Genomic DNA, 19,191 nt, shown 5'->3' with positions numbered 1-19,191 from the left:
CGGATGTCCAGACGTCACCGCGCAGAAAAACGCGAGGTCCTTCCCGACGCCAAATTTGGCGACGAAGTGGTCTCAAAGTTCATGAGCTGCCTCATGTATGACGGCAAGCGGTCCGTGGCTGAAAGCATCGTTTACGGTGCCTTCGATCGCGTCGAGGCCCGTACCGGCCAGGCGCCGGTCGCCGTGTTCCACGAGGCGCTCGCCAACGTGAAGCCGACTGTTGAAGTTCGTTCCCGCCGTGTCGGTGGTGCGACCTATCAGGTGCCGGTCGAAGTCCGCACCGAGCGGGCGCAGGCGCTGGCTATTCGTTGGACCATCGACGCAGCGCGCAAGCGCTCTGAAAACACGATGGTTGATCGGCTTTCCGGTGAACTGATGGATGCCGTGAACAATCGCGGCGCCGCAGTGAAGAAGCGTGAAGACACGCACCGTATGGCTGACGCCAACAAAGCATTCTCGCATTACCGCTGGTAACCCAGGGATTTTGGACGGACGCCATGGCTAGGACACATCCGCTCGAGCGCTATCGTAATATCGGCATCATGGCTCACATCGATGCTGGTAAGACCACGACCACGGAACGCGTGCTGTATTACACAGGCCGTTCCTACAAGATCGGTGAGGTCCACGACGGCGCCGCCACGATGGATTGGATGGAGCAGGAGCAGGAGCGGGGGATCACGATCACCTCGGCTGCAACGACCTGTTTCTGGAACGATCATCGGGTCAACATCATCGATACACCGGGTCACGTTGACTTCACGATTGAGGTCGAGCGTGCGCTTCGGGTTCTCGATGGCGCGGTTGCCGTGTTCGACTCCGTTGCCGGTGTCGAGCCGCAGTCCGAAACGGTCTGGCGTCAGGCGGACAAGTATCATGTCCCGCGGATCTGCTTCATCAACAAGATGGATCGCATCGGCGCTGACTTCTATCGCTGTGTCGACATGATCATCGATCGCCTTGGTGCGACCCCGCTGGTCATGCAGATGCCGATGGGATCTGAGTCCGATTTTGTCGGTATTGTCGACATCCTGAAGATGAAGGCCATTCGCTGGCTGGACGAGAGCCTTGGTGCCGAATTCGAGATCATCGATATTCCGGACAACCTGAAAGCCAAGGCCGAAGAGTACCGCGCCCAGCTCATCGAAACTGCCGTCGAGCAGGACGATGCCGCGATGGAAGCGTATCTCGAAGGCACCGAGCCGGATGAGGCGACCCTCAAGGCCTGCATCCGCAAGGGTACCGTTACTGGCGCTTTCGTCCCGGTGACCTGTGGTTCCGCATTCAAGAACAAGGGGGTTCAGCCGCTCCTCGACGCGGTTGTCGATTATCTGCCGAGCCCGCTTGATGTTGGCGCCGTCAAGGGCGTTGCCATGGACGGCGAAACGGTGATCGAGCGCAAGCCGTCCGATGACCAGCCGTTTGCCGGCCTCGCTTTCAAGGTCATGAACGATCCGTTCGTCGGGACCCTGACCTTTGTGCGTGTCTATTCGGGTGTGCTTGAAACAGGTACGTCGACCCAGAATACGGTTAAGGATCAGCGCGAGCGCGTTGGCCGCATGCTCCTCATGCATTCCAACAGCCGTGAAGACATCAAGGAAGCGCGCGCTGGTGACATCGTCGCCATCGCCGGCCTGAAGAACACCACGACCGGTGACACCCTGACGGAACCGACAGCACAGGTCATCCTGGAGCGCATGGAGTTCCCGGATCCGGTCATCGAAGTCGCGGTCGAGCCGAAGACCAAGAGCGACCAGGAAAAGATGTCGACCGCTCTGCAGCGCCTCGCGGCCGAGGATCCGTCCTTCCGCGTGTCCGTTGACCACGAAAGCGGCCAGACGGTGATCAAGGGTATGGGTGAGCTTCACCTCGAGATCCTGGTTGACCGTATGCGTCGCGAATTCAAGGTCGACGCCAATGTTGGCGCGCCGCAGGTTGCCTATCGTGAGACGATTACGAAGACCGCCGATATCGACTACACCCACAAGAAGCAGACCGGTGGTTCCGGTCAGTTCGCCCGGGTGAAGATGACGTTTGCTCCGGCTGAAACCGGCGAAGGCTTTGTCTTCGAGAACAAGGTCGTCGGCGGTAACATTCCGAAGGAATACATCCCTGGCGTCGAAAAGGGCCTGAACAGCTCCAAGGATAGCGGTGTTCTCACCGGTTTCCCGGTCATCGACTTCAAGGTCACGCTGACTGACGGTGCGTCTCACGATGTCGACTCCAGCGTGCTGGCGTTCGAGATCGCGGCCCGTGCCGCCTTCAAGGAAGGCATGCAGAAAGCCGGACCCCGGCTTCTCGAGCCGATCATGAGTGTCGAGGTTGTGACCCCGGAAGACTATATGGGCGACATCATCGGCGACCTGAACAGTCGTCGTGGTCAGGTGGGCGGTATGGATCAGCGCGGAAATGCGCGCGTGATCGAAGCCATGGTCCCGCTGGCCAACATGTTCGGCTATGTGAATACCTTGCGCTCGATGAGCCAGGGACGTGCGCAGTATACCATGCAGTTCGACCACTATGAGCAGGTGCCTCAGGCTGTCGCGGATGAAGTCCGCGCCAAACTGGCCTAATGCTCCGCTGGTGTCGGTAACGAAAACGAAGAACAAAAGGTACGGAGCCTAGAACGATGGCTAAGGAAAAGTTTCAGCGGAATAAGCCGCACTGCAACATTGGCACGATCGGCCATGTTGATCACGGCAAGACGTCTCTGACGGCAGCGATCACGAAGGTCCTGGCGGAGTCCGGTGGTGCGAGCTTCACGGCTTACGACCAGATCGACAAGGCGCCGGAAGAGCGTGCTCGTGGTATCACGATCTCGACGGCCCACGTTGAGTACGAGACGGAAGCGCGTCACTACGCGCACGTCGATTGCCCGGGCCACGCCGATTATGTGAAGAACATGATCACGGGTGCCGCGCAGATGGACGGCGCGATCCTGGTTGTGTCGGCCGCTGACGGCCCGATGCCGCAGACCCGCGAGCACATCCTTCTGGCACGCCAGGTTGGTGTTCCGGCGCTTGTTGTGTTCCTTAACAAGGTCGATCAGGTTGACGACGAAGAGCTTCTTGAGCTTGTTGAGCTCGAAGTTCGTGAGCTTCTGTCCTCCTACGACTTCCCGGGCGACGACATTCCGATCGTGAAGGGCTCAGCTCTCGCGGCTCTGGAAGACAGCAACGAGGAAATCGGCAAGAACGCCATTCTCGCGCTGATGGCCGAAGTTGATAAGTACATCCCGCAGCCGGAGCGTCCGATCGATCTGCCGTTCCTGATGCCGATCGAAGACGTTTTCTCGATCTCTGGCCGTGGCACGGTTGTGACCGGTCGCGTCGAACGCGGTGTTGTGAATGTTGGCGACGAAATCGAAATCGTCGGTATCAAGGACACGGTGAAGACGACCTGCACGGGCGTCGAGATGTTCCGCAAGCTGCTTGATCGCGGTGAAGCCGGTGACAACGTCGGTGTTCTTCTGCGTGGCACGAAGCGTGAAGACGTTGAGCGCGGTCAGGTTCTGGCCAAGCCGGGTTCGATCACGCCGCACACGAAGTTCACCTGTGAGGCTTACATCCTGACGAAGGATGAAGGTGGCCGTCACACGCCGTTCTTCTCGAACTATCGTCCGCAGTTCTACTTCCGTACGACGGACGTGACCGGGACGGTTGAGCTTCCGGAAGGTACCGAGATGGTGATGCCGGGCGACAATATCGCGATGACGGTTAACCTGATCGCGCCGATTGCCATGGATGAAGGCCTGCGCTTCGCTATCCGCGAAGGTGGCCGCACCGTTGGCGCCGGCGTCGTTGCCAAAATCGTCGAGTAAAGCTGGACATTGGGCTCGGTCACCGAGCCGGAGATAGAAGAATATGGACAGTCAAAACATTAGAATTCGCCTCAAGGCGTTTGATCATCGGATCCTTGATCAATCGACCGGCGAAATCGTGAACACGGCGAAGCGCACTGGCGCGCAGGTCAAGGGCCCGATCCCGCTGCCGACCCGTATCGAGCGCTTCACCGTTCTTCGCGGTCCGCACGTCGACAAGAAGAGCCGTGAGCAATTCGAAATCCGCACACACAAGCGGGTTCTGGACATCGTCGACCCGACCCCGCAGACGGTCGACGCTCTGATGAAGCTTGATCTCGCGTCCGGTGTTGACGTCGAAATCAAGCTCTAACGCTGAAGGATTAGATTCATGCGTTCCGGAGTAATCGCACAGAAGATGGGCATGACCCGAGTGTTCACCGATTCAGGTGATCACGTTCCGGTCACGGTCCTGAAGATGGACAGCTGCCAGGTGGTAGGTGTTCGAACCGAAGAGAATGACGGCTACAGCGCCGTTCAGCTCGGCGTTGGCGCAGCCAAGGTCAAGCGCGTCAGCAAGCAGATGCGCGGCCACTTCGCGAAAGCGAAAGTCGAGCCTAAGCGTAAGCTGGCCGAATTCCGTGTCAGCCCCGATGCTCTCATCGAGGTCGGCGCGGAAATCACCGCGGACCATTTTGTTGCAGGTCAGAAGGTCGACGTTGTCGGCACCTCGATCGGTAAGGGTTTCGCCGGTGCCATGAAACGGCACAATTTCGGCGGCATGCGCGCCTCCCACGGTGTCTCCATCTCCCACCGCGCACACGGTTCCACGGGTAACTCCCAGGATCCGGGACGTGTGTGGAAGGGCAAGAAGATGGCCGGCCACATGGGCGACGAGCGGGTGACGACGCAGAACCTCGAAGTGGTTCAGCTCGACGTCGATCGTGGTCTGATCCTGGTCAAGGGATCGGTTCCGGGCGCCAAGGGCGGCTGGGTTCTGATTTCCGATGCCGTAAAGGTGAAGCAGCCTGAAAATCTTCCGTTCCCGGCTGCCGTGCGCATGCCGACCGCGGAAGAGGTGGCCGAGCCGGAAGTTGTCGAAGCCGCTGCTGATGCGCCGGCTGAAGCCGAAACCTCGGCTGACGACAACGCCGAGAATAAGGACTGAGGGTCATGAAGCTTCCTGTTACGACACTCGACAACAAGAAGTCTGGCGACATTGAAGTCGCGGACTCCGTGTTCGCCGTCGAGCCGCGCCGGGATATCCTTGCCCGTGTGGTAAACTGGCAGCTGGCCAAGCGCCGAGCCGGTACCCACGCGACCAAGACTGTTTCCCAGGTCAGCGGCACGACAAAGAAGCCGTTCAAGCAAAAAGGTACCGGCCGGGCTCGTGCGGGCTCGCTGCGGGCTACCCAGTACCGCGGTGGCGGTATCTCCCATGGTCCGATGTCTCGTGACCACGGGTTTGCTCTGCCGAAGAAGGTCCGCAAGCTCGGCATGCGCTCTGCGCTGTCAGCCAAGCAGGCCGAAGGCAAGCTGATCGTGATCGACGATGCGGCGGGCGAAACCAAGACCAAGGAACTGGCCAAGAAGCTTACCGCTCTCGGTTGGAATTCGGTCCTGTTCATCGGCGGTAGTGCGCTCGACGAGGGCTTTGCCCGGGCCGCGCGGAACATCCCGAATGTGGATGTGCTGCCGGAGCAGGGCGCGAACGTCTATGACATCCTCCGCCGGGATACCCTGGTGCTGACCAAGGCCGCGGTGGAAAGCCTGGAGGCTCGCCTGAAATGAGCATGCGTCCTTACAATGCCAGCCAAGTTCGGCTGAGCGACGAGCGCGCGTACGACATTATCGTCCGCCCGATCGTCACCGAGAAATCCAGCCTCGGATCGCAGTTCGGCCAGGTGACTTTCGAAGTCACCCTCGATGCGACCAAGCCGGAAATCAAGGTCGCCGTCGAAAGGTTGTTCGATCGCAAGGTTAAAGCCGTCAACACCGTGCTGACCAAAGGCAAGGTGAAACGCTTCCGGGGCAAACTCGGCAAGCGGTCGGATTACAAGAAAGCGATCGTCACTTTCGAGGACGGTCAGGACATCGATGTTACGCAGGGGGTCTGATCCATGGCGTTGAAGACATTCAATCCGACGACGCCGTCCCAGCGCGACCTGGTGATCGTCGACCGCTCGGAACTCTGGAAAGGCAAGCCGGTCAAAGCATTGACCCGTGGCCTGACCAAGTCCGGCGGACGGAATAACACGGGCCGCACAACGTCTTTCTGGCGTGGCGGCGGACATAAGCGTAAATACCGCATCATCGACTTCAAGCGCCGCAAATTCGACGTGGCGGCGACGGTCGAGCGGCTTGAATACGATCCGAACCGGACCGCGTTCATTGCGCTGATCAAATATGACGACGGCGAGCAGGCTTACATCCTGGCTCCGCAGCGTCTCAAGGCTGGTGACAAGGTCATCGCCGGTGAGCGCGCGGACATCAAGCCGGGCAACGCTATGCCGCTGAAGAGCATTCCGGTGGGCACGATCGTCCACAATGTGGAGTTCAAGGCAGGCAAGGGCGGTCAGATTGCCCGTTCGGCCGGTGCATACGTGCAGATCGTCGGTCGCGATCAGGGTTATGCCCTGCTGCGCCTCACCTCTGGTGAAGTGCGGATGGTTCGCGGCGAATGCATGGCAACTGTCGGTGCGGTGTCAAACCCGGATCAGCAGAACGTCAAGCTTGGCAAGGCGGGCCGTTCCCGCTGGCTCGGCAAACGCCCGCACGTTCGCGGTGTCGTTATGAACCCGGTCGATCACCCGCATGGTGGTGGTGAAGGCCGGACCTCGGGCGGTCGCCATCCGGTGACCCCGTGGGGTAAGCCGACCAAAGGTAAGCGTACGCGCAGCAACAAGAAAACCGATCGCCTTATTGTGCGTCGGCGCCGGAAGTAAGAGGAGATAGACGTTGTCACGTTCTGTTTGGAAAGGCCCGTTTGTAGACGGGTATCTCCTGAAGAAGTCCGATGCGTCGCGCGCGTCCGGTCGTAACGAGGTCATCAAGACCTGGTCACGTCGGTCGACGGTTTTGCCGCAGTTCGTAGGACTGACCTTCGGGGTTCATAATGGCCAGAAATTCATCCCGGTCCTCGTGACCGAGAACATGGTCGGACACAAACTCGGCGAATTCGCGCCGACCCGCACTTATTACGGCCACACGGCCGATAAGAAGTCGCGGCGCTAGGACTGGAGCAGAGACCATGGGCAAGAGTGCGGTCGAACGCCGACTGGACGATACCGAGGCGAAAGCGGTGCTCCGCAATGTGCGGGTTAGCCCGCAAAAGCTGAATGTCGTCGCACAGATGATCCGCGGCATGGATGTGGAAAAGGCCCTCGCGGCCCTGACCTTCTCCCGCCGCCGCATCTCGAACGATGTTAAGAAGCTTCTGCAGTCCGCGATCGCGAATGCTGAGAACAATCATCAGCTCGATGTTGACCGGCTTTTCATCAAGGAAGCCTCCGTCGGCAAGAGCATCGTCATGAAGCGCTTCCGTCCGCGGGCGCGGGGGCGTGTCGGCAAAATCTTGAAGCCGTTTTCGCACCTTACCGTTGTCGTGCGTGAGCGCGGGGAGACCGAATAATGGGTCATAAAGTTAATCCGATCGGGCTTCGCCTCGGCATCAACCGGACGTGGGACTCACGCTGGTTCGCTGCCAAGGATTATGGCGATCTTCTGCACGAAGACATCCGTATGCGGCGCTACCTCCACAAGCGTCTGGCGCAGGCCGGGATTTCCCGGATCGTCATTGAGCGTCCGGCGAAGCGTTGCCGCGTTGCCATTTACACCGCCCGCCCGGGCGTTGTGATCGGCAAGAAGGGCCAGGATATCGAGAAGCTCCGTCAGGATCTCTCGAAGATGGTCGGCACCGAGGTCAGCCTGAATATCCTCGAGATCCGCAAGCCGGAAATCGATGCCAAGCTGGTGGCCGATAACATTGCGCAGCAGCTGGAGCGCCGGGTTGCTTTCCGTCGCGCCATGAAGCGGGCCGTTCAGTCGGCAATGCGTCTTGGTGCCCAGGGTATCCGGATCAACTGCGCAGGCCGTCTTGGCGGCGCGGAAATCGCCCGGACCGAATGGTACCGCGAAGGTCGCGTTCCGCTGCACACGCTGCGTGCGGACATCGATTATGGCGAATCCACCGCGCAGACCACCTACGGCGCCTGCGGCGTCAAGGTCTGGGTATTCAAGGGCGAGATTCTTGAACACGATCCGCTCGCCCACGAAAAGCGGCTGACCGACCAGCCTGGTCATCAGCGCTGAGCCGGCGGATAGGATAGAGGTTAGATAGATGCTTAGTCCGAAGCGCACAAAATTCCGTAAGGCCCACAAAGGCCGGATCCACGGAAATGCAAAAGGCGGTACGACGCTGAATTTCGGTTCTTTCGGTCTGAAGGCACTGACACCAGCGCGTGTCACCGCTCGTCAGATTGAGGCCGCACGTCGTGCGATTACCCGTCACATCCGCCGTTCCGGTCGGGTGTGGATCCGGATTTTCCCGGATGTTCCGGTGTCGTCGAAGCCGGCGGAAGTACGTATGGGTAAGGGTAAGGGTACCCCGGAATTCTGGGTTGCCCGTGTGAAGCCCGGTCGGATCATGTTCGAGCTCGAAGGCGTTCCGCGGGACCTGGCAGAAGAAGCGTTTACGCTTGCTGCTGCCAAGCTTCCGCTCGATACGCGCTTCATAGCCCGGCTTGGCGAATAAGGCCGCGGGAGAGAATGATGGCAAACAAGGCAGCAACAGATCTTCGCGCGAAGACGGGCGATGAGATGAAAACCAGCCTGGTGGACCTGAAGAAGGAGGCATTCAACCTTCGTTTTCAGCGTGCCAACGGTCAGCTGGAAAACACTGCGCGGATGCGGCAGGTGCGCCGTGAGATCGCGCGCATCAAGACGATCCTGCACGGGCAGGCCAGCGCTTAAGCAGCGTTGGATTTAGGAGACGAGAAATGCCGAGGCGAATTTTGCAGGGCACCGTGGTAAGCGATAAGGGCGAAAAATCTATCGTCGTTCGCGTCGAACGCCGCGTCATGCATCCGATCTACAAGAAGTTCATCAAGCGCTCGAAGAAATTCGCTGCACATGATGAACAGAACCAGTACAAGGTCGGCGACATTGTGCGGATCCAAGAATGTGCTCCGATTTCGAAGCGCAAGAACTGGACCGTTGTCACCGATGCTGCTGGCAGCAACGCCTAAGCGGCGAGGAGCGACGACATGATCCAGATGCAGTCCAACCTTGATGTCGCAGACAACTCCGGCGCTCGCCGTGTTCAGTGCATCAAGGTTCTCGGCGGCTCCAAGCGCAAAGTCGCTGCCGTCGGTGACGTGATTGTGGTCTCCGTTAAGGAAGCAATTCCGCGGGGCCGCGTTAAAAAGGGTGAAGTGCTTCGGGCCGTTATCGTCCGGACCGCCAAGGAAATCCGTCGCAATGACGGCTCCTCGATCCGGTTCGACAACAACGCCGCGGTGCTCATCAACAAGCAGAACGAGCCGATCGGGACCCGTATCTTTGGTCCGGTGACCCGTGAACTTCGTGCCAAGAAGTTCATGAAAATCGTCTCGCTTGCACCGGAGGTGCTGTGATGGCAACGAAGTTCAAGGTGAAGAAGGGCGACAAAGTCGTCGTCACCACCGGCAGGGACAAAGGAAAGACGGGCGAAATTCTGCGCGTCATCACGGACGAGAACCGTGTCCTGGTCCAGGGTGTGAACATGGTCAAGCGCCACACGCGTGCGACCCAGACCTCAGCCGGCGGTATTATTGAGAAAGAAGCGCCCGTTCATGTTTCGAACGTTGCGCATATCGACCCGAAATCCAACGAGCCGACGCGCGTCGGGATTCGTCTTCTCGAGGATGGCCGCAAGGTCCGCTTCGCGAAACGGTCCGGCGAAGTGCTCGACGCTTAAGCGCGCTCGAAACGAGGCCAGACATGTCGCGATTAAAAGAAGTTTACGAAGCCGAGATCAAGCCGGGAATGCTGTCGGAGTTCAAATATGCGAACCCGATGATGTGCCCGTCGATCGAGAAAGTCGTCGTCAATATCGGCGTCGGTGAGGCGGTACAGGATTCCAAGCGGGTTAAAGCCGCTGCGGAAGAGCTTGCCATCATCACCGGTCAGCGTCCGATTGTAACCCGCGCGAAGAAGTCGATTGCCGGCTTCAAGCTCCGCGAGGGTATGCCGATTGGCTGTAAAGTCACCCTCCGCCGCGAACGGATGTACGAGTTCCTGGATCGTCTGGTGAACATCGCCCTGCCGCGCGTGCGTGACTTCCGTGGTCTCAGCCCGAAAAGCTTTGACGGACGCGGAAATTACTCGATGGGCCTGAAAGAGCAGATTGTGTTTCCGGAAATCGACTACGATCAGGTCGACCATATCCGGGGCATGGAAATCGTCGTGGTGACGACTGCCAATACCGATGATGAGGCGCGCGAACTGCTGCGTCGCTTTAACTTCCCGTTCGTAAACTGATCGGGCTGGAGAAGAGTCATGGCGAAGAAAAGCGCGATTGAAAAGAACAAGAGCCGCGGGAAGATTGTCCAGCGGGACGCCGGAAAGCGTGCCCGTCTGAAGGCGATTGCCTGCGACAAGGATCTTCCTTTGGAAGAGCAGTTTAAAGCCCGTCTGAAGCTGAACGAGCTGCCGCGCGATGGTGCGAAGATCCGTCTTCGTAACCGCTGCGAGGTCAGTGGCCGCCCGCGCGGTTACTATCGCAAGCTGAAGATGTCCCGTATTGCCCTGCGTGATCTTGGCTCGATTGGCCAGATCCCGGGCATGGTTAAGTCAAGCTGGTAAGAGAGGAGTCTTACGATGACGATGAGTGATCCTCTCGGGGACATGCTGACCCGAATCCGGAACGGCCAAACTGCTGGTAAAAGCGTTGTGGTCAGCCCGGCGTCGAAAATGCGGAGCAATGTGCTCGAAGTGCTGATGCGCGAAGGTTTTATTCGCGGTTATTCCAGCGCCGAAGTGCGCAAGGGCATTGGCGAGCTGCAGATCGAACTGAAGTACCATGACGGTGAGCCGGTCATTCGCGAGATCCATCGCGTTTCCCGTCCGGGCCGCCGGGTGTACTCGAAGATCAAGGATCTGCCGCGGTGCTACAACGGTCTGGGTATCCAGATCCTGTCGACGCCGCGCGGCATTCTTTCCGACAATGAGGCCCGCGTTGCCAATGTTGGCGGCGAAGTCCTCTGCAAGGTATTCTGATCGGAGCCGGGCGAATGTCACGTATTGGTAAAAACCCAGTCGCTCTTCCGAGTGGCGTTACCGCCGAAATCGGCGCTGACGTTTTCTCTGCGAAGGGCAAACTCGGCCAGCTTTCTGTTCCGCTCAGCGATGCCGTAGACATCGTGATCGAGGACAGCCTGGTCACTGTGAAACCGAAGAATGCCTCCAAGCGTTCGCGGGCGATGTGGGGCACCATGCGTGCTCGCGTCCAGAACGCCGTAACCGGTGTGTCTGATGGTTTCACGATCAACCTGGAAATCAACGGCGTCGGTTATCGTGCGGCGGTCGAAGGCAAGAACCTCGTTCTGGCCCTCGGTTTCAGCCACCCGGTGAACTATCCGATCCCGGAAGGCATCACCATGAAGTGTGAGCGCCCGACAGCGATTTCGATCCATGGTGCCGACAAGCAGCAGGTTGGTCAGATCGCGGCTGAAATTCGCGGGTATCGTCCGCCGGAGCCTTTCAAGGGCAAGGGCGTCAAGTACGAGACCGAGACCGTCCTCCGCAAGGAAGGCAAGAAGAAGTAAGGATTCGTGGCATGCTGACATCAAAACAACTTTTCCAGCGTCGCCGCCAGCGGACCCGTGCCGCGCTGCGCGCCAAGACAAACGGCAAGGCCCGGCTCTCTGTGTTCCGGTCTTCCAAGAACATCTATGCTCAGATCATCGACGATCTGAAGGGCGAGACCCTGGTGAGCGCATCTTCTCTCGAGAAGGCAATGCGCGAGCAGCTCAAGACAGGCGCGGACAAGTCCGCGGCTACGGAGATCGGCAAGCTGATCGGCGAGCGTGCGGTGGGCAAAGGCGTTACCGACGTCGTGTTCGATCGTGGCGGCTACCGGTATCACGGACGCGTCAAGGCACTTGCCGACGCCGCTCGTGAAGCCGGACTGAAGTTCTAGAAAGGGCCGGGACATGGCACGAGGCGAAAGAAGAGATCGCGACACGCGCGAAGATCCGGAACTGGTTGAAAAGCTAGTCGGTATCAACCGCGTCGCGAAGGTTGTGAAGGGTGGCCGTCGTTTCGGCTTCGCCGCCATCGTGATCGTCGGTGACGGTCGCGGTCGCGTTGGCTACGGCGCGGGCAAGGCCCGTGAAGTGCCGGAAGCAATCCGCAAGGCAACCGAACAGGCGAAGCGTGGCATGGTCCGCGTTCCGCTGCGCGAAGGCCGTACGCTGCACCATGATATTGGCGGGCGCTTCGGCGCTGGCCGCGTGATCCTGCGTTCGGCTCCGGCCGGTACCGGTATCATCGCAGGTGGCCCGATGCGCGCCATCTTCGAAGCGCTGGGTATGCAGGATGTGGTGGCGAAGTCCACTGGTACGTCCAACCCGCACAACATGATCAAGGCCACTTTTGAAGCGCTGAAGAACGTCAGGTCTCCGCGCGCGGTAGCAGCCAAGCGTGGCAAGAAGGTCGCTGAGATCTTCGGCCGGGCTCCTGGCGAAGCCGAAGCGGCTCAGGCCTAAGGACGGAGAAGAGCCATGGCGGCAACGAAGAAGAAAGCGGCCAAGACGACTGTTACGGTCACTCAGACCGGCAGCCCGATCGGCCGCACCAAGGACCAGGAGCAGACGCTTGTCGGCCTGGGCCTGAACAAAATGCACCGCACGCGTACGCTGGAAGACACTCCGGCGGTTCGCGGCATGATCGGCAAGGTTGCTCATCTGGTGCGCGTCGAAGACGCGTCCTAAGGCAACCGGGCAGAACATATAGGCGATCCGGTCAATGCCGGAACGAGGGCAAGAACGATGAAACTCAACGAACTTCGCGACAATCCGGGCGCGCACAAGCCCGCCAAACGGGTGGGTCGTGGCGCCGGTTCCGGCCTCGGCAAAACTGCCGGTAAAGGTCATAAGGGTCAGAGCGCTCGCTCCGGCGTTGCCATTAATGGCTTCGAAGGCGGCCAGATGCCGATCCATCGGCGTCTGCCGAAGCGTGGCTTCAAAAATCCGTTCCGCAAGGAATTCTCGCCGGTTAACGTCGGCTCGATCCAGGCGGCGATTGATGCCGGCAAGCTCGATGCCAAGAAAACGATCGATATCGCTGCCCTTCAGGCTGCTGGTCTTGTCGGTCGGGTGCGTGATGGTGTGCGCCTGCTTGCAAATGGCGAGCTGAAAGCCAAAGTAAAGGTGGATGTTTCCGGTGCTTCCGCGGCTGCTATCGCAGCTGTTGAAAAGGCCGGCGGCTCCGTGACGGTTGCGGCACCTGCTGCGAAGCCGGCTGATGAGGCGGGCGACTCCTCCACCGACTGATTGGGTTCAGTGAAATGGCTTCCAGCGCCGAGCAATACGCGTCATCGATCAATTTCGGAGCCTTCGCGAAAGCGGCGGAACTGAAAAAGCGCATCTGGTTTACACTGGGTGCGTTGATCATTTATCGCCTCGGGACCTATATCCCGATTCCGGGCATCGATCCGGCGGTGCTGGAGCAGATCTTTCAGCAGAACTCGGGCGGTATCCTCGGCATGTTCGACATGTTCGCGGGCGGTGCCCTCGGGCGGATGACGATCTTTGCGCTGAATATCATGCCGTACATTTCCGCGGCCATCATCATGCAGTTGATGACCGCGGTATCCCCCAGCCTCGAGACCCTGAAGAAGGAAGGCGAGGCCGGGCGGAAGAAGATCAATCAGTATACCCGCTATCTGACAGTGCTGCTGGCTGCCGTTCAGGCCTACGGTATTGCGTCTGGCCTTGAATCAATGGCTGACGGTACGGCTGTTGCTAATCCTGGATACTTTTTCCGGGCAACCGCAGTGATCACGCTGGTTGGCGGCACGGTTTTCCTGATGTGGCTGGGCGAGCAGATTACCGCCCGCGGTGTCGGTAACGGCATCTCGCTGATCATCTTCGCCGGTATCGTGGCTCAGCTGCCGACGGCGCTGGTCGGGATGCTGGAACTTGGCCGTACAGGCGCTCTTTCAGCCGTGGTGATCGTGCTGATCATGATCATGGCGGTCGCCGTTATTGCCGGCATCGTGTTCATCGAGCGCTCGCAGCGCCGGATCACGGTGCAGTATCCGAAGCGTCAGCAGGGCAACCGGATGTTTGGCGGCGAGAGTTCGCACCTTCCGTTGAAGATCAATGTTGCGGGTGTGATCCCGCCGATCTTCGCCAGCTCGCTGTTGCTGATGCCGGTGACGGTCGCGCAGATGAGCGCGGCGGGCGGCGGCGGTCCGGAGTGGCTGAGTACCTTTACGGCGATGGTCGGCCGAGGCCAGCCGCTGTACCTCGCGATCTTTGTCAGCCTGATTGTATTCTTTGCTTTCTTCTACACGGCTATCGTGTTCAATCCGGCCGATACGGCAGACAATCTGCGTAAATATGGTGGCTTCGTCCCCGGTATCCGTCCGGGCAAGAATACCGCCGACTATCTTGACTATGTTCTGACCAGGCTGACGGTGCTCGGTGCCGCCTATCTCGCAGCGATTTGTATCCTGCCGGAGATTTTGATCAGCCAGTACCAGGTGCCTTTCTACTTCGGGGGAACGAGCCTGCTCATTGTGGTGACGGTGACAATGGACACCGTGGGCCAGATCCAGTCGCATTTGCTGGCACATCAGTATGAGGGGCTAATTAAAAAATCGAAATTGCGGGGGAAACGTCGATGAATTTGATACTGCTCGGCCCTCCGGGCGCAGGAAAGGGTACCCAGGCGAAACGTCTGGAAGAGAAATTCAAAATCATCCAGCTCTCCACCGGTGACATGCTGCGGGCGGCAATGGCTTCGGGCTCGGACCTCGGCAATAAGGTGAAAAGCCTTGTGGATGCCGGCGATCTCGTTTCCGACAGTATCATGGTTCAGCTTATCTCCGAGCGGGTCGACCAGCCGGATTGCAAGAACGGCTTCATTCTCGACGGTTTCCCGCGCACGGTCGCGCAGGCGGAAGCTCTCGATACGATGCTGGCCGACAAGGGACTGAAGATCGATCACGTGATCGAGCTTAAAGTGGACGAGAGCATTCTGTTTGACCGCATCCGGTCCCGCATCGCGGAGACCCCGGAAGCCGAACGGCGTGCTGATGACACCGAGGAGACGCTGCGCAAGCGCCTTGGTGTCTTTAAGGAACAAACCGCACCGATCATTCCGTATTATTCGGATCGCGGTGCGCTGAAGAGTGTGGACGGTATGGCGTCCATTACTGAAGTAAGTGGTCAGATCGACAGCATTGTTGCGGCCTGACCAAGCTGTTTGAAGGTGTGGGTAAACCGGTTGACTCGGCAATCCGGTTGAGTATACTCCGCGCCCTCGGTTTCAGTGAAACCGTGCGCACTTGCTCGCGCGGATTTTCCGAGTTCGGTGCCTGGGTCGAATGACCCGTATTTTTGTTGGACGCTGACAAGCGTTGTACTGAGGAGTTTGCCCGTGGCGCGCATCGCAGGCGTGAATATCCCGACGCAAAAGCGTGTCGAGATTGCTTTGACTTACATTCATGGTATCGGCCGGACCACTTCCACAAAGATCTGTGAGAACGTTGGTATTCCGCGCGAACGCCGTGTGCATGAACTGACTGAAGACGAAGTCGCGCGGCTGCGTGAGATCATCGACCGCGATCAGGTGGTCGAGGGCGATCTCCGCCGCAAGATCGCGATGGATATCAAACGTCTTATGGACCTGGGCTGCTATCGTGGTCTGCGTCATCGTAAAGGCCTGCCGGTGCGCGGACAGCGTACTCATACCAACGCACGGACCCGTAAGGGCCCGGCGAAGGCTATCGCGGGTAAGAAGAAATAATTCGGGTCTGACCCGACAAGCCGGAGCGGCAAATTAATGGCAAAACAACCGACCCAGGGACGCGTGAAGCGCCGCGAACGGAAGAACATCACTTCCGGTGTCGCGCATGTGAATGCGACCTTTAACAACACCATGATCACCATCACCGACGCCCAGGGAAATGCGATTTCCTGGTCTTCCGCCGGTACGATGGGCTTCAAGGGTTCCCGTAAGTCCACCCCGTACGCGGCGCAGGTCGCGGCCGAGGATGCCGGCAAGAAAGCTGCCGAGCATGGCATGAAGACCCTCGAGATCGAAATCAGCGGCCCGGGTTCGGGACGTGAATCCGCTCTGCGCGCACTGCAGGCCGTCGGTTTTGCCGTGACTTCCATTCGCGATGTCACGCCGATCCCGCACAACGGTTGCCGTCCGCCGAAGCGGCGCCGGGTTTAAGCTGTTAGGGCGGCCTCGGCCGCCCGACCGGTACAGCCCGTGGCCCCGAAGCGAACGGTTTTGGGGCCGAAAGCATAAGTTAGAGGCCCGCGGGTCTCGTTAGCGATGAGGTCACTCCCGTGATTCAGAACAACTGGCAGGCTCTTATCAAGCCGAACAAGCTCGATGTGCAACTGGGCTCGGATCCCGCCCGCAAGGCAACGATCGTGGCCGAGCCGCTGGAACGTGGATTCGGTCTGACCCTCGGCAACGCGCTGCGCCGTATCCTGCTGTCGTCCCTTCAGGGCGCGGCGGTGACGGCTGTACAGATCGACGGCGTGCTGCATGAATTCTCCTCCGTCGCCGGCGTCCGTGAGGACGTGACCGACATGGTCCTCAACATCAAGGCGATCGCGCTGCGGGCTCACAGCGAAGGCCCGCGCAAAATGCGCCTGAAGGCAGAGGGTCCGGGCGAAGTGAAGGCCGGCATGATTGAAGCCGGGTCCGACATCGAGGTCATGAACCCGGATCTGGTGATCTGCACCCTCGATAATGGTGCCACCCTGTCCATGGAGTTCACGGTCGAGACCGGCAAGGGCTACGTCCCGGCCAGTGCCAACCGTCCGGAAGACGCCCCGATCGGCCTGATCCCGGTCGATGCGATCTTCAGCCCGGTGCGCCAGGTCACCTACAAGGTCGACAACACCCGCGTCGGACAGGTCACCGATTATGACAAGCTGTCCATGCTCGTCGAAACCGATGGCTCGCTCACCCCGGAAGACGCCGTGGCATACGCCTCGCGCATTCTTCAGGATCAGCTTCAACTTTTCATCAACTTCGAAGAGCCGCAGCAGGTTGTCGAGGCCGAAGAGAAGACCGAGCTGCCGTTCAACAAGAACCTGCTTCGCAAGGTCGACGAGCTGGAACTGTCCGTCCGTTCTGCGAACTGCCTGAAGAACGACAACATCGTCTATATTGGCGATCTCGTTCAGAAGACTGAGCCGGAAATGCTCCGCACGCCGAACTTCGGCCGGAAGAGCCTCAACGAGATCAAGGAAGTTCTTGGTCAGATGGGGCTGGCACTGGGCATGGATATCCTGAATTGGCCGCCGGACAACATCGAAGAGCTCGCCAAGCGGCTCGAAGAGCCGTTCTGATCGGCTGAGCGTAATTGAATACTGTTTGTGCCGTGAGGCGCTGACGAATACGAAACTGGAGTTTTCGCGATGCGACATCGTTTTAAGGGCCGCCGTTTCAACCGGTCGTCCAGCCACCGCAAAGCCATGTTCAAGAACATGGCCAACGCGCTGATCAAGCATGAGCAGATCATCACGACCCTGCCGAAGGCCAAAGACCTGCGCAGTGTTGTTGAGAAGCTGATCACCCTCGGCAAGCGCCAGGACCTCCATGCCCGTCGTCAGGCGACGTCGGCGCTGCAGGATCCGATCATGGTCCGCAAGCTGTTTGACGTCCTGGCTGAGCGCTACAAGGAACGTCAGGGCGGTTATACCCGGGTTCTCAAGGCTGGTTTCCGCTATGGCGACTCCGCGCCGATGGCTGTGATCGAGCTTGTGGATCGTGACGAAGATGCCCGCGGCCAGGATTCCGGTCCGGTGCAGGTCGAGGAAGAAGAAGCCCTCGAAGGTGCGATGCCGGCCGCGATCTGATCGCGCCTGTCGCTCCAGGAATACGAAAGGCGGCCTTCGGGCCGCCTTTTCTTTTTGTTGGTTCGTCCTGATCCAGCCGGGACCTGGCTAGGTCGTGTGGAGCAGGCTGAGCCGGGCGGCGATATCCCAGATCTCGGGATCGTCAGGCCAGGCGGAGACCAGTGCCGTAAGCTCCTGACAGAGCAGATCCGCGTGCGCTTCCTCAGCGAGTGCGTCTGCGGTCAGGAGCAGGTTCGTGCAGGCCTTGGCATGGAGCAGGGCCATCTGCTCGTTAGCGGGCTCTTCGGATGATGCCGCGAGGATGTCGTCATAGATGTGCCGGGCCTTTCCGATTGCGCCGTCCCGGCAGAAATCGGTCATCAGATTAAACGCCGCAAGCATCGTCTTCTCGCGCATCTTTATGTCCGTCGCCGCGCGTTTCCTCAAATCCATATAAATGGTCTCGGCCGCAGCCAGTTTTTTCTTGTCGCCGAATACGGTGATGAGACCAAAGCCCGCATCTGCCAGCACGTCCCGGAGGCTGGCGGTGCGTCTTTTACTATCCACGAAGACAGCCAGATTGAAGTAGAGATCGATGGCTTTCTTCGACGCGTCGGTTTGCGCTAGGTGGGTCGCTAGATTGAAGCTGCCGTTTGCCCTGTGCAGCATCGTGTCTGGCTCGCTGTTTGATACCGCGGCAAGGGCGCAGAGAGAGCTGTGCAGGTGTTGGGCTTCGCTTGTCCGGCCCGCGTCGCAATGGGCCGCGATCCTGTTCGCGATGGCTTTGGCCAGGGTGGAGCGCAGCAGACGGTCAGACGGATGACGGGCGGCGATGACCTGAATTTCGTCGAAGGTGGCGTCAGCCTCGGCGGTTTTTCCCTGGCGGGTATATTCCAGACAAAGCGTGACCGACAATTCGCAATAGCCGCGCCGCATACCCGGGTCATGCGGGTGCCCCAGAGAGTAGCGCTCCAGATGGGTCCGGATGTCGTGAATGGCGCTCAACTCGCTGCGCCGGGCGTGGCAGGCGGCGAGCCTGAGAGCCCCGCATATAAGGCGGTCTCGTATGTCTGCTGAATTCGCATGGGCGCTGGCGAGAGTGTAGAGAGTATCGTAGCAGGCGCGGGCGTGTTTGATCTCGCCGTCGCTATCGCCGAGAGAGCTGATCGTATCGGCCAACTCTCCGGCTTTGGAAATCGTTGCTTTCCCGGCGTTCTGGGCGCCTGGCATTGACCCCTCCATTCCCGGTCTGGCGCTGTCTGGTGCGTCCCTTTTGCCCCATGCACCGACAACCCATATAGGATAGCCTACCTTCGACTT

The 19,191-nt window shown here is 59.4% G+C and carries 31 protein-coding genes; 30 read left to right on the top strand and 1 reads right to left on the bottom strand.

Annotated elements, in window-relative coordinates; translation table 11 throughout:
• Nucleotides 1–3 precede the first annotated feature (3 nt).
• From rpsG to rplQ, 30 genes are all read left to right on the top strand, one after another.
• A complete protein-coding gene (rpsG, locus tag VOI22_RS10410) occupies nucleotides 4–474 on the top strand; it encodes a 30S ribosomal protein S7 (RefSeq protein WP_028464331.1) in 471 nt (156 codons plus the stop codon).
• A gap of 23 nt (nucleotides 475–497) precedes the next feature.
• Nucleotides 498–2,573 carry an elongation factor G gene (gene fusA, locus VOI22_RS10405; RefSeq protein WP_323796434.1) on the top strand — a complete coding sequence of 692 codons (2,076 nt, stop codon included), beginning with the start codon at nucleotides 498–500 and terminating at the stop codon, nucleotides 2,571–2,573.
• A 56-nt stretch (nucleotides 2,574–2,629) separates the two neighbouring features.
• Complete coding sequence (gene tuf / locus VOI22_RS10400) at nucleotides 2,630–3,820, top strand: elongation factor Tu (RefSeq protein ID WP_323796433.1); 1,191 nt, start codon at nucleotides 2,630–2,632, stop codon at nucleotides 3,818–3,820.
• A 43-nt stretch (nucleotides 3,821–3,863) separates the two neighbouring features.
• Complete coding sequence (gene rpsJ / locus VOI22_RS10395; RefSeq protein ID WP_323796432.1) at nucleotides 3,864–4,172, top strand: 30S ribosomal protein S10; 309 nt, start codon at nucleotides 3,864–3,866, stop codon at nucleotides 4,170–4,172.
• An 18-nt stretch (nucleotides 4,173–4,190) separates the two neighbouring features.
• Nucleotides 4,191–4,967 (top strand): 50S ribosomal protein L3, encoded by a 777-nt coding sequence (rplC, locus tag VOI22_RS10390; RefSeq protein WP_323796431.1) that lies wholly within the window; start codon nucleotides 4,191–4,193, stop codon nucleotides 4,965–4,967.
• 5 nt (nucleotides 4,968–4,972) lie between these two features.
• On the top strand, nucleotides 4,973–5,590 hold the full coding sequence (gene rplD / locus VOI22_RS10385) for a 50S ribosomal protein L4 (protein ID WP_028466778.1): 618 nt from the start codon (nucleotides 4,973–4,975) through the stop codon (nucleotides 5,588–5,590).
• 2 nt (nucleotides 5,591–5,592) lie between these two features.
• On the top strand, nucleotides 5,593–5,916 hold the full coding sequence (locus tag VOI22_RS10380; protein ID WP_036554653.1) for a 50S ribosomal protein L23: 324 nt from the start codon (nucleotides 5,593–5,595) through the stop codon (nucleotides 5,914–5,916).
• A gap of 3 nt (nucleotides 5,917–5,919) precedes the next feature.
• A complete protein-coding gene (rplB, locus tag VOI22_RS10375) occupies nucleotides 5,920–6,744 on the top strand; it encodes a 50S ribosomal protein L2 (protein WP_028466780.1) in 825 nt (274 codons plus the stop codon).
• A gap of 13 nt (nucleotides 6,745–6,757) precedes the next feature.
• Nucleotides 6,758–7,033 (top strand): 30S ribosomal protein S19, encoded by a 276-nt coding sequence (rpsS, locus tag VOI22_RS10370; protein WP_028466781.1) that lies wholly within the window; start codon nucleotides 6,758–6,760, stop codon nucleotides 7,031–7,033.
• Nucleotides 7,034–7,049: 16 nt separating this feature from the next.
• Nucleotides 7,050–7,430, top strand: a complete 381-nt coding sequence (gene rplV, locus VOI22_RS10365) for a 50S ribosomal protein L22 (protein WP_036554656.1) — start codon at nucleotides 7,050–7,052, stop codon at nucleotides 7,428–7,430.
• Entirely contained in the window at nucleotides 7,430–8,110 is a 681-nt protein-coding gene (gene rpsC / locus VOI22_RS10360) for a 30S ribosomal protein S3 (RefSeq protein ID WP_028466783.1), read from the top strand. Before rplV ends, rpsC begins: the two co-directional genes overlap by 1 nt.
• A gap of 28 nt (nucleotides 8,111–8,138) precedes the next feature.
• Nucleotides 8,139–8,552 carry a 50S ribosomal protein L16 gene (rplP, locus tag VOI22_RS10355; RefSeq protein ID WP_028466784.1) on the top strand — a complete coding sequence of 138 codons (414 nt, stop codon included), beginning with the start codon at nucleotides 8,139–8,141 and terminating at the stop codon, nucleotides 8,550–8,552.
• A 17-nt stretch (nucleotides 8,553–8,569) separates the two neighbouring features.
• Entirely contained in the window at nucleotides 8,570–8,770 is a 201-nt protein-coding gene (gene rpmC, locus VOI22_RS10350) for a 50S ribosomal protein L29 (RefSeq protein WP_028466785.1), read from the top strand.
• Nucleotides 8,771–8,796: 26 nt separating this feature from the next.
• Complete coding sequence (gene rpsQ / locus VOI22_RS10345) at nucleotides 8,797–9,045, top strand: 30S ribosomal protein S17 (protein ID WP_028466786.1); 249 nt, start codon at nucleotides 8,797–8,799, stop codon at nucleotides 9,043–9,045.
• Between the two features lie 18 nt (nucleotides 9,046–9,063).
• Nucleotides 9,064–9,432: a 50S ribosomal protein L14 gene (rplN, locus tag VOI22_RS10340; RefSeq protein WP_028466787.1), complete on the top strand. Its 369-nt coding sequence runs from the start codon at nucleotides 9,064–9,066 to the stop codon at nucleotides 9,430–9,432.
• Complete coding sequence (rplX, locus tag VOI22_RS10335; protein ID WP_028466788.1) at nucleotides 9,432–9,755, top strand: 50S ribosomal protein L24; 324 nt, start codon at nucleotides 9,432–9,434, stop codon at nucleotides 9,753–9,755. The genes rplN and rplX overlap by 1 nt, the downstream gene beginning before the upstream one ends.
• 23 nt (nucleotides 9,756–9,778) lie before the next feature.
• Nucleotides 9,779–10,318, top strand: coding sequence for a 50S ribosomal protein L5 (gene rplE, locus VOI22_RS10330; protein ID WP_028466789.1), 540 nt, complete (start codon nucleotides 9,779–9,781; stop codon nucleotides 10,316–10,318).
• An 18-nt stretch (nucleotides 10,319–10,336) separates the two neighbouring features.
• Nucleotides 10,337–10,642: a 30S ribosomal protein S14 gene (gene rpsN / locus VOI22_RS10325; protein WP_028466790.1), complete on the top strand. Its 306-nt coding sequence runs from the start codon at nucleotides 10,337–10,339 to the stop codon at nucleotides 10,640–10,642.
• A 15-nt stretch (nucleotides 10,643–10,657) separates the two neighbouring features.
• Nucleotides 10,658–11,056: a 30S ribosomal protein S8 gene (gene rpsH, locus VOI22_RS10320; RefSeq protein ID WP_028466791.1), complete on the top strand. Its 399-nt coding sequence runs from the start codon at nucleotides 10,658–10,660 to the stop codon at nucleotides 11,054–11,056.
• A 14-nt stretch (nucleotides 11,057–11,070) separates the two neighbouring features.
• Nucleotides 11,071–11,604, top strand: coding sequence for a 50S ribosomal protein L6 (gene rplF / locus VOI22_RS10315; RefSeq protein WP_028466792.1), 534 nt, complete (start codon nucleotides 11,071–11,073; stop codon nucleotides 11,602–11,604).
• 11 nt (nucleotides 11,605–11,615) lie between these two features.
• Nucleotides 11,616–11,978, top strand: a complete 363-nt coding sequence (gene rplR, locus VOI22_RS10310) for a 50S ribosomal protein L18 (protein ID WP_323796430.1) — start codon at nucleotides 11,616–11,618, stop codon at nucleotides 11,976–11,978.
• A 13-nt stretch (nucleotides 11,979–11,991) separates the two neighbouring features.
• On the top strand, nucleotides 11,992–12,546 hold the full coding sequence (gene rpsE / locus VOI22_RS10305) for a 30S ribosomal protein S5 (RefSeq protein ID WP_323796429.1): 555 nt from the start codon (nucleotides 11,992–11,994) through the stop codon (nucleotides 12,544–12,546).
• Between the two features lie 15 nt (nucleotides 12,547–12,561).
• Complete coding sequence (gene rpmD / locus VOI22_RS10300; protein WP_028466795.1) at nucleotides 12,562–12,771, top strand: 50S ribosomal protein L30; 210 nt, start codon at nucleotides 12,562–12,564, stop codon at nucleotides 12,769–12,771.
• Nucleotides 12,772–12,828: 57 nt separating this feature from the next.
• The gene (rplO, locus tag VOI22_RS10295) at nucleotides 12,829–13,332 is read left to right on the top strand and encodes a 50S ribosomal protein L15 (protein WP_323796428.1); all 504 of its coding nucleotides are present in this window, start codon (nucleotides 12,829–12,831) and stop codon (nucleotides 13,330–13,332) included.
• A 14-nt stretch (nucleotides 13,333–13,346) separates the two neighbouring features.
• Nucleotides 13,347–14,690 carry a preprotein translocase subunit SecY gene (gene secY / locus VOI22_RS10290; RefSeq protein WP_028466797.1) on the top strand — a complete coding sequence of 448 codons (1,344 nt, stop codon included), beginning with the start codon at nucleotides 13,347–13,349 and terminating at the stop codon, nucleotides 14,688–14,690.
• Nucleotides 14,687–15,262 (top strand): adenylate kinase, encoded by a 576-nt coding sequence (locus VOI22_RS10285; protein ID WP_028466798.1) that lies wholly within the window; start codon nucleotides 14,687–14,689, stop codon nucleotides 15,260–15,262. The genes secY and VOI22_RS10285 overlap by 4 nt, the downstream gene beginning before the upstream one ends.
• A gap of 183 nt (nucleotides 15,263–15,445) precedes the next feature.
• Nucleotides 15,446–15,814, top strand: coding sequence for a 30S ribosomal protein S13 (gene rpsM / locus VOI22_RS10280; protein WP_028466799.1), 369 nt, complete (start codon nucleotides 15,446–15,448; stop codon nucleotides 15,812–15,814).
• A gap of 36 nt (nucleotides 15,815–15,850) precedes the next feature.
• The gene (gene rpsK / locus VOI22_RS10275; RefSeq protein ID WP_028466800.1) at nucleotides 15,851–16,246 is read left to right on the top strand and encodes a 30S ribosomal protein S11; all 396 of its coding nucleotides are present in this window, start codon (nucleotides 15,851–15,853) and stop codon (nucleotides 16,244–16,246) included.
• Between the two features lie 119 nt (nucleotides 16,247–16,365).
• Nucleotides 16,366–17,382: a DNA-directed RNA polymerase subunit alpha gene (locus VOI22_RS10270; protein ID WP_028466801.1), complete on the top strand. Its 1,017-nt coding sequence runs from the start codon at nucleotides 16,366–16,368 to the stop codon at nucleotides 17,380–17,382.
• Between the two features lie 69 nt (nucleotides 17,383–17,451).
• A complete protein-coding gene (gene rplQ / locus VOI22_RS10265; protein ID WP_028466802.1) occupies nucleotides 17,452–17,892 on the top strand; it encodes a 50S ribosomal protein L17 in 441 nt (146 codons plus the stop codon).
• 87 nt (nucleotides 17,893–17,979) lie between these two features.
• Here rplQ and VOI22_RS10260 read toward each other — a convergent pair whose 3' ends face one another.
• Nucleotides 17,980–19,101: a hypothetical protein gene (locus tag VOI22_RS10260; protein ID WP_323796427.1), complete on the bottom strand. Its 1,122-nt coding sequence runs from the start codon at nucleotides 19,099–19,101 to the stop codon at nucleotides 17,980–17,982.
• Between the last annotated feature and the right edge of the window lie 90 nt (nucleotides 19,102–19,191).

Origin of the sequence: Nisaea sp. (genome assembly GCF_034670185.1) — a bacterium.
Lineage (GTDB): Bacteria > Pseudomonadota > Alphaproteobacteria > Thalassobaculales > Thalassobaculaceae > Nisaea.
Note: the sequence above shows the minus strand (reverse complement) of the source record. Positions and strands in the feature narration are given on the sequence as shown.

Coding starts and splice junctions, on each gene's coding strand:
- rpsN (WP_028466790.1), top strand. CDS start 10,337: ATGGCGAAGAAAAGCGCGATTGAAAAGAACAAGAGCCGCGGGAAGATT.
- rpmD (WP_028466795.1), top strand. CDS start 12,562: ATGGCGGCAACGAAGAAGAAAGCGGCCAAGACGACTGTTACGGTCACT.
- rpsK (WP_028466800.1), top strand. CDS start 15,851: ATGGCAAAACAACCGACCCAGGGACGCGTGAAGCGCCGCGAACGGAAG.
- rpmC (WP_028466785.1), top strand. CDS start 8,570: ATGGCAAACAAGGCAGCAACAGATCTTCGCGCGAAGACGGGCGATGAG.
- rplC (WP_323796431.1), top strand. CDS start 4,191: ATGCGTTCCGGAGTAATCGCACAGAAGATGGGCATGACCCGAGTGTTC.
- rpsC (WP_028466783.1), top strand. CDS start 7,430: ATGGGTCATAAAGTTAATCCGATCGGGCTTCGCCTCGGCATCAACCGG.
- rplX (WP_028466788.1), top strand. CDS start 9,432: ATGGCAACGAAGTTCAAGGTGAAGAAGGGCGACAAAGTCGTCGTCACC.
- tuf (WP_323796433.1), top strand. CDS start 2,630: ATGGCTAAGGAAAAGTTTCAGCGGAATAAGCCGCACTGCAACATTGGC.
- rplQ (WP_028466802.1), top strand. CDS start 17,452: ATGCGACATCGTTTTAAGGGCCGCCGTTTCAACCGGTCGTCCAGCCAC.
- rpsH (WP_028466791.1), top strand. CDS start 10,658: ATGACGATGAGTGATCCTCTCGGGGACATGCTGACCCGAATCCGGAAC.
- rpsQ (WP_028466786.1), top strand. CDS start 8,797: ATGCCGAGGCGAATTTTGCAGGGCACCGTGGTAAGCGATAAGGGCGAA.
- rplN (WP_028466787.1), top strand. CDS start 9,064: ATGATCCAGATGCAGTCCAACCTTGATGTCGCAGACAACTCCGGCGCT.
- fusA (WP_323796434.1), top strand. CDS start 498: ATGGCTAGGACACATCCGCTCGAGCGCTATCGTAATATCGGCATCATG.
- rpsJ (WP_323796432.1), top strand. CDS start 3,864: ATGGACAGTCAAAACATTAGAATTCGCCTCAAGGCGTTTGATCATCGG.
- rplR (WP_323796430.1), top strand. CDS start 11,616: ATGCTGACATCAAAACAACTTTTCCAGCGTCGCCGCCAGCGGACCCGT.
- rpsG (WP_028464331.1), top strand. CDS start 4: ATGTCCAGACGTCACCGCGCAGAAAAACGCGAGGTCCTTCCCGACGCC.
- rplF (WP_028466792.1), top strand. CDS start 11,071: ATGTCACGTATTGGTAAAAACCCAGTCGCTCTTCCGAGTGGCGTTACC.
- rpsE (WP_323796429.1), top strand. CDS start 11,992: ATGGCACGAGGCGAAAGAAGAGATCGCGACACGCGCGAAGATCCGGAA.
- rplV (WP_036554656.1), top strand. CDS start 7,050: ATGGGCAAGAGTGCGGTCGAACGCCGACTGGACGATACCGAGGCGAAA.
- rplE (WP_028466789.1), top strand. CDS start 9,779: ATGTCGCGATTAAAAGAAGTTTACGAAGCCGAGATCAAGCCGGGAATG.
- rplO (WP_323796428.1), top strand. CDS start 12,829: ATGAAACTCAACGAACTTCGCGACAATCCGGGCGCGCACAAGCCCGCC.
- VOI22_RS10380 (WP_036554653.1), top strand. CDS start 5,593: ATGCGTCCTTACAATGCCAGCCAAGTTCGGCTGAGCGACGAGCGCGCG.
- rplP (WP_028466784.1), top strand. CDS start 8,139: ATGCTTAGTCCGAAGCGCACAAAATTCCGTAAGGCCCACAAAGGCCGG.
- VOI22_RS10260 (WP_323796427.1), bottom strand. CDS start 19,101: ATGCCAGGCGCCCAGAACGCCGGGAAAGCAACGATTTCCAAAGCCGGA.
- rplD (WP_028466778.1), top strand. CDS start 4,973: ATGAAGCTTCCTGTTACGACACTCGACAACAAGAAGTCTGGCGACATT.
- VOI22_RS10285 (WP_028466798.1), top strand. CDS start 14,687: ATGAATTTGATACTGCTCGGCCCTCCGGGCGCAGGAAAGGGTACCCAG.
- secY (WP_028466797.1), top strand. CDS start 13,347: ATGGCTTCCAGCGCCGAGCAATACGCGTCATCGATCAATTTCGGAGCC.
- rplB (WP_028466780.1), top strand. CDS start 5,920: ATGGCGTTGAAGACATTCAATCCGACGACGCCGTCCCAGCGCGACCTG.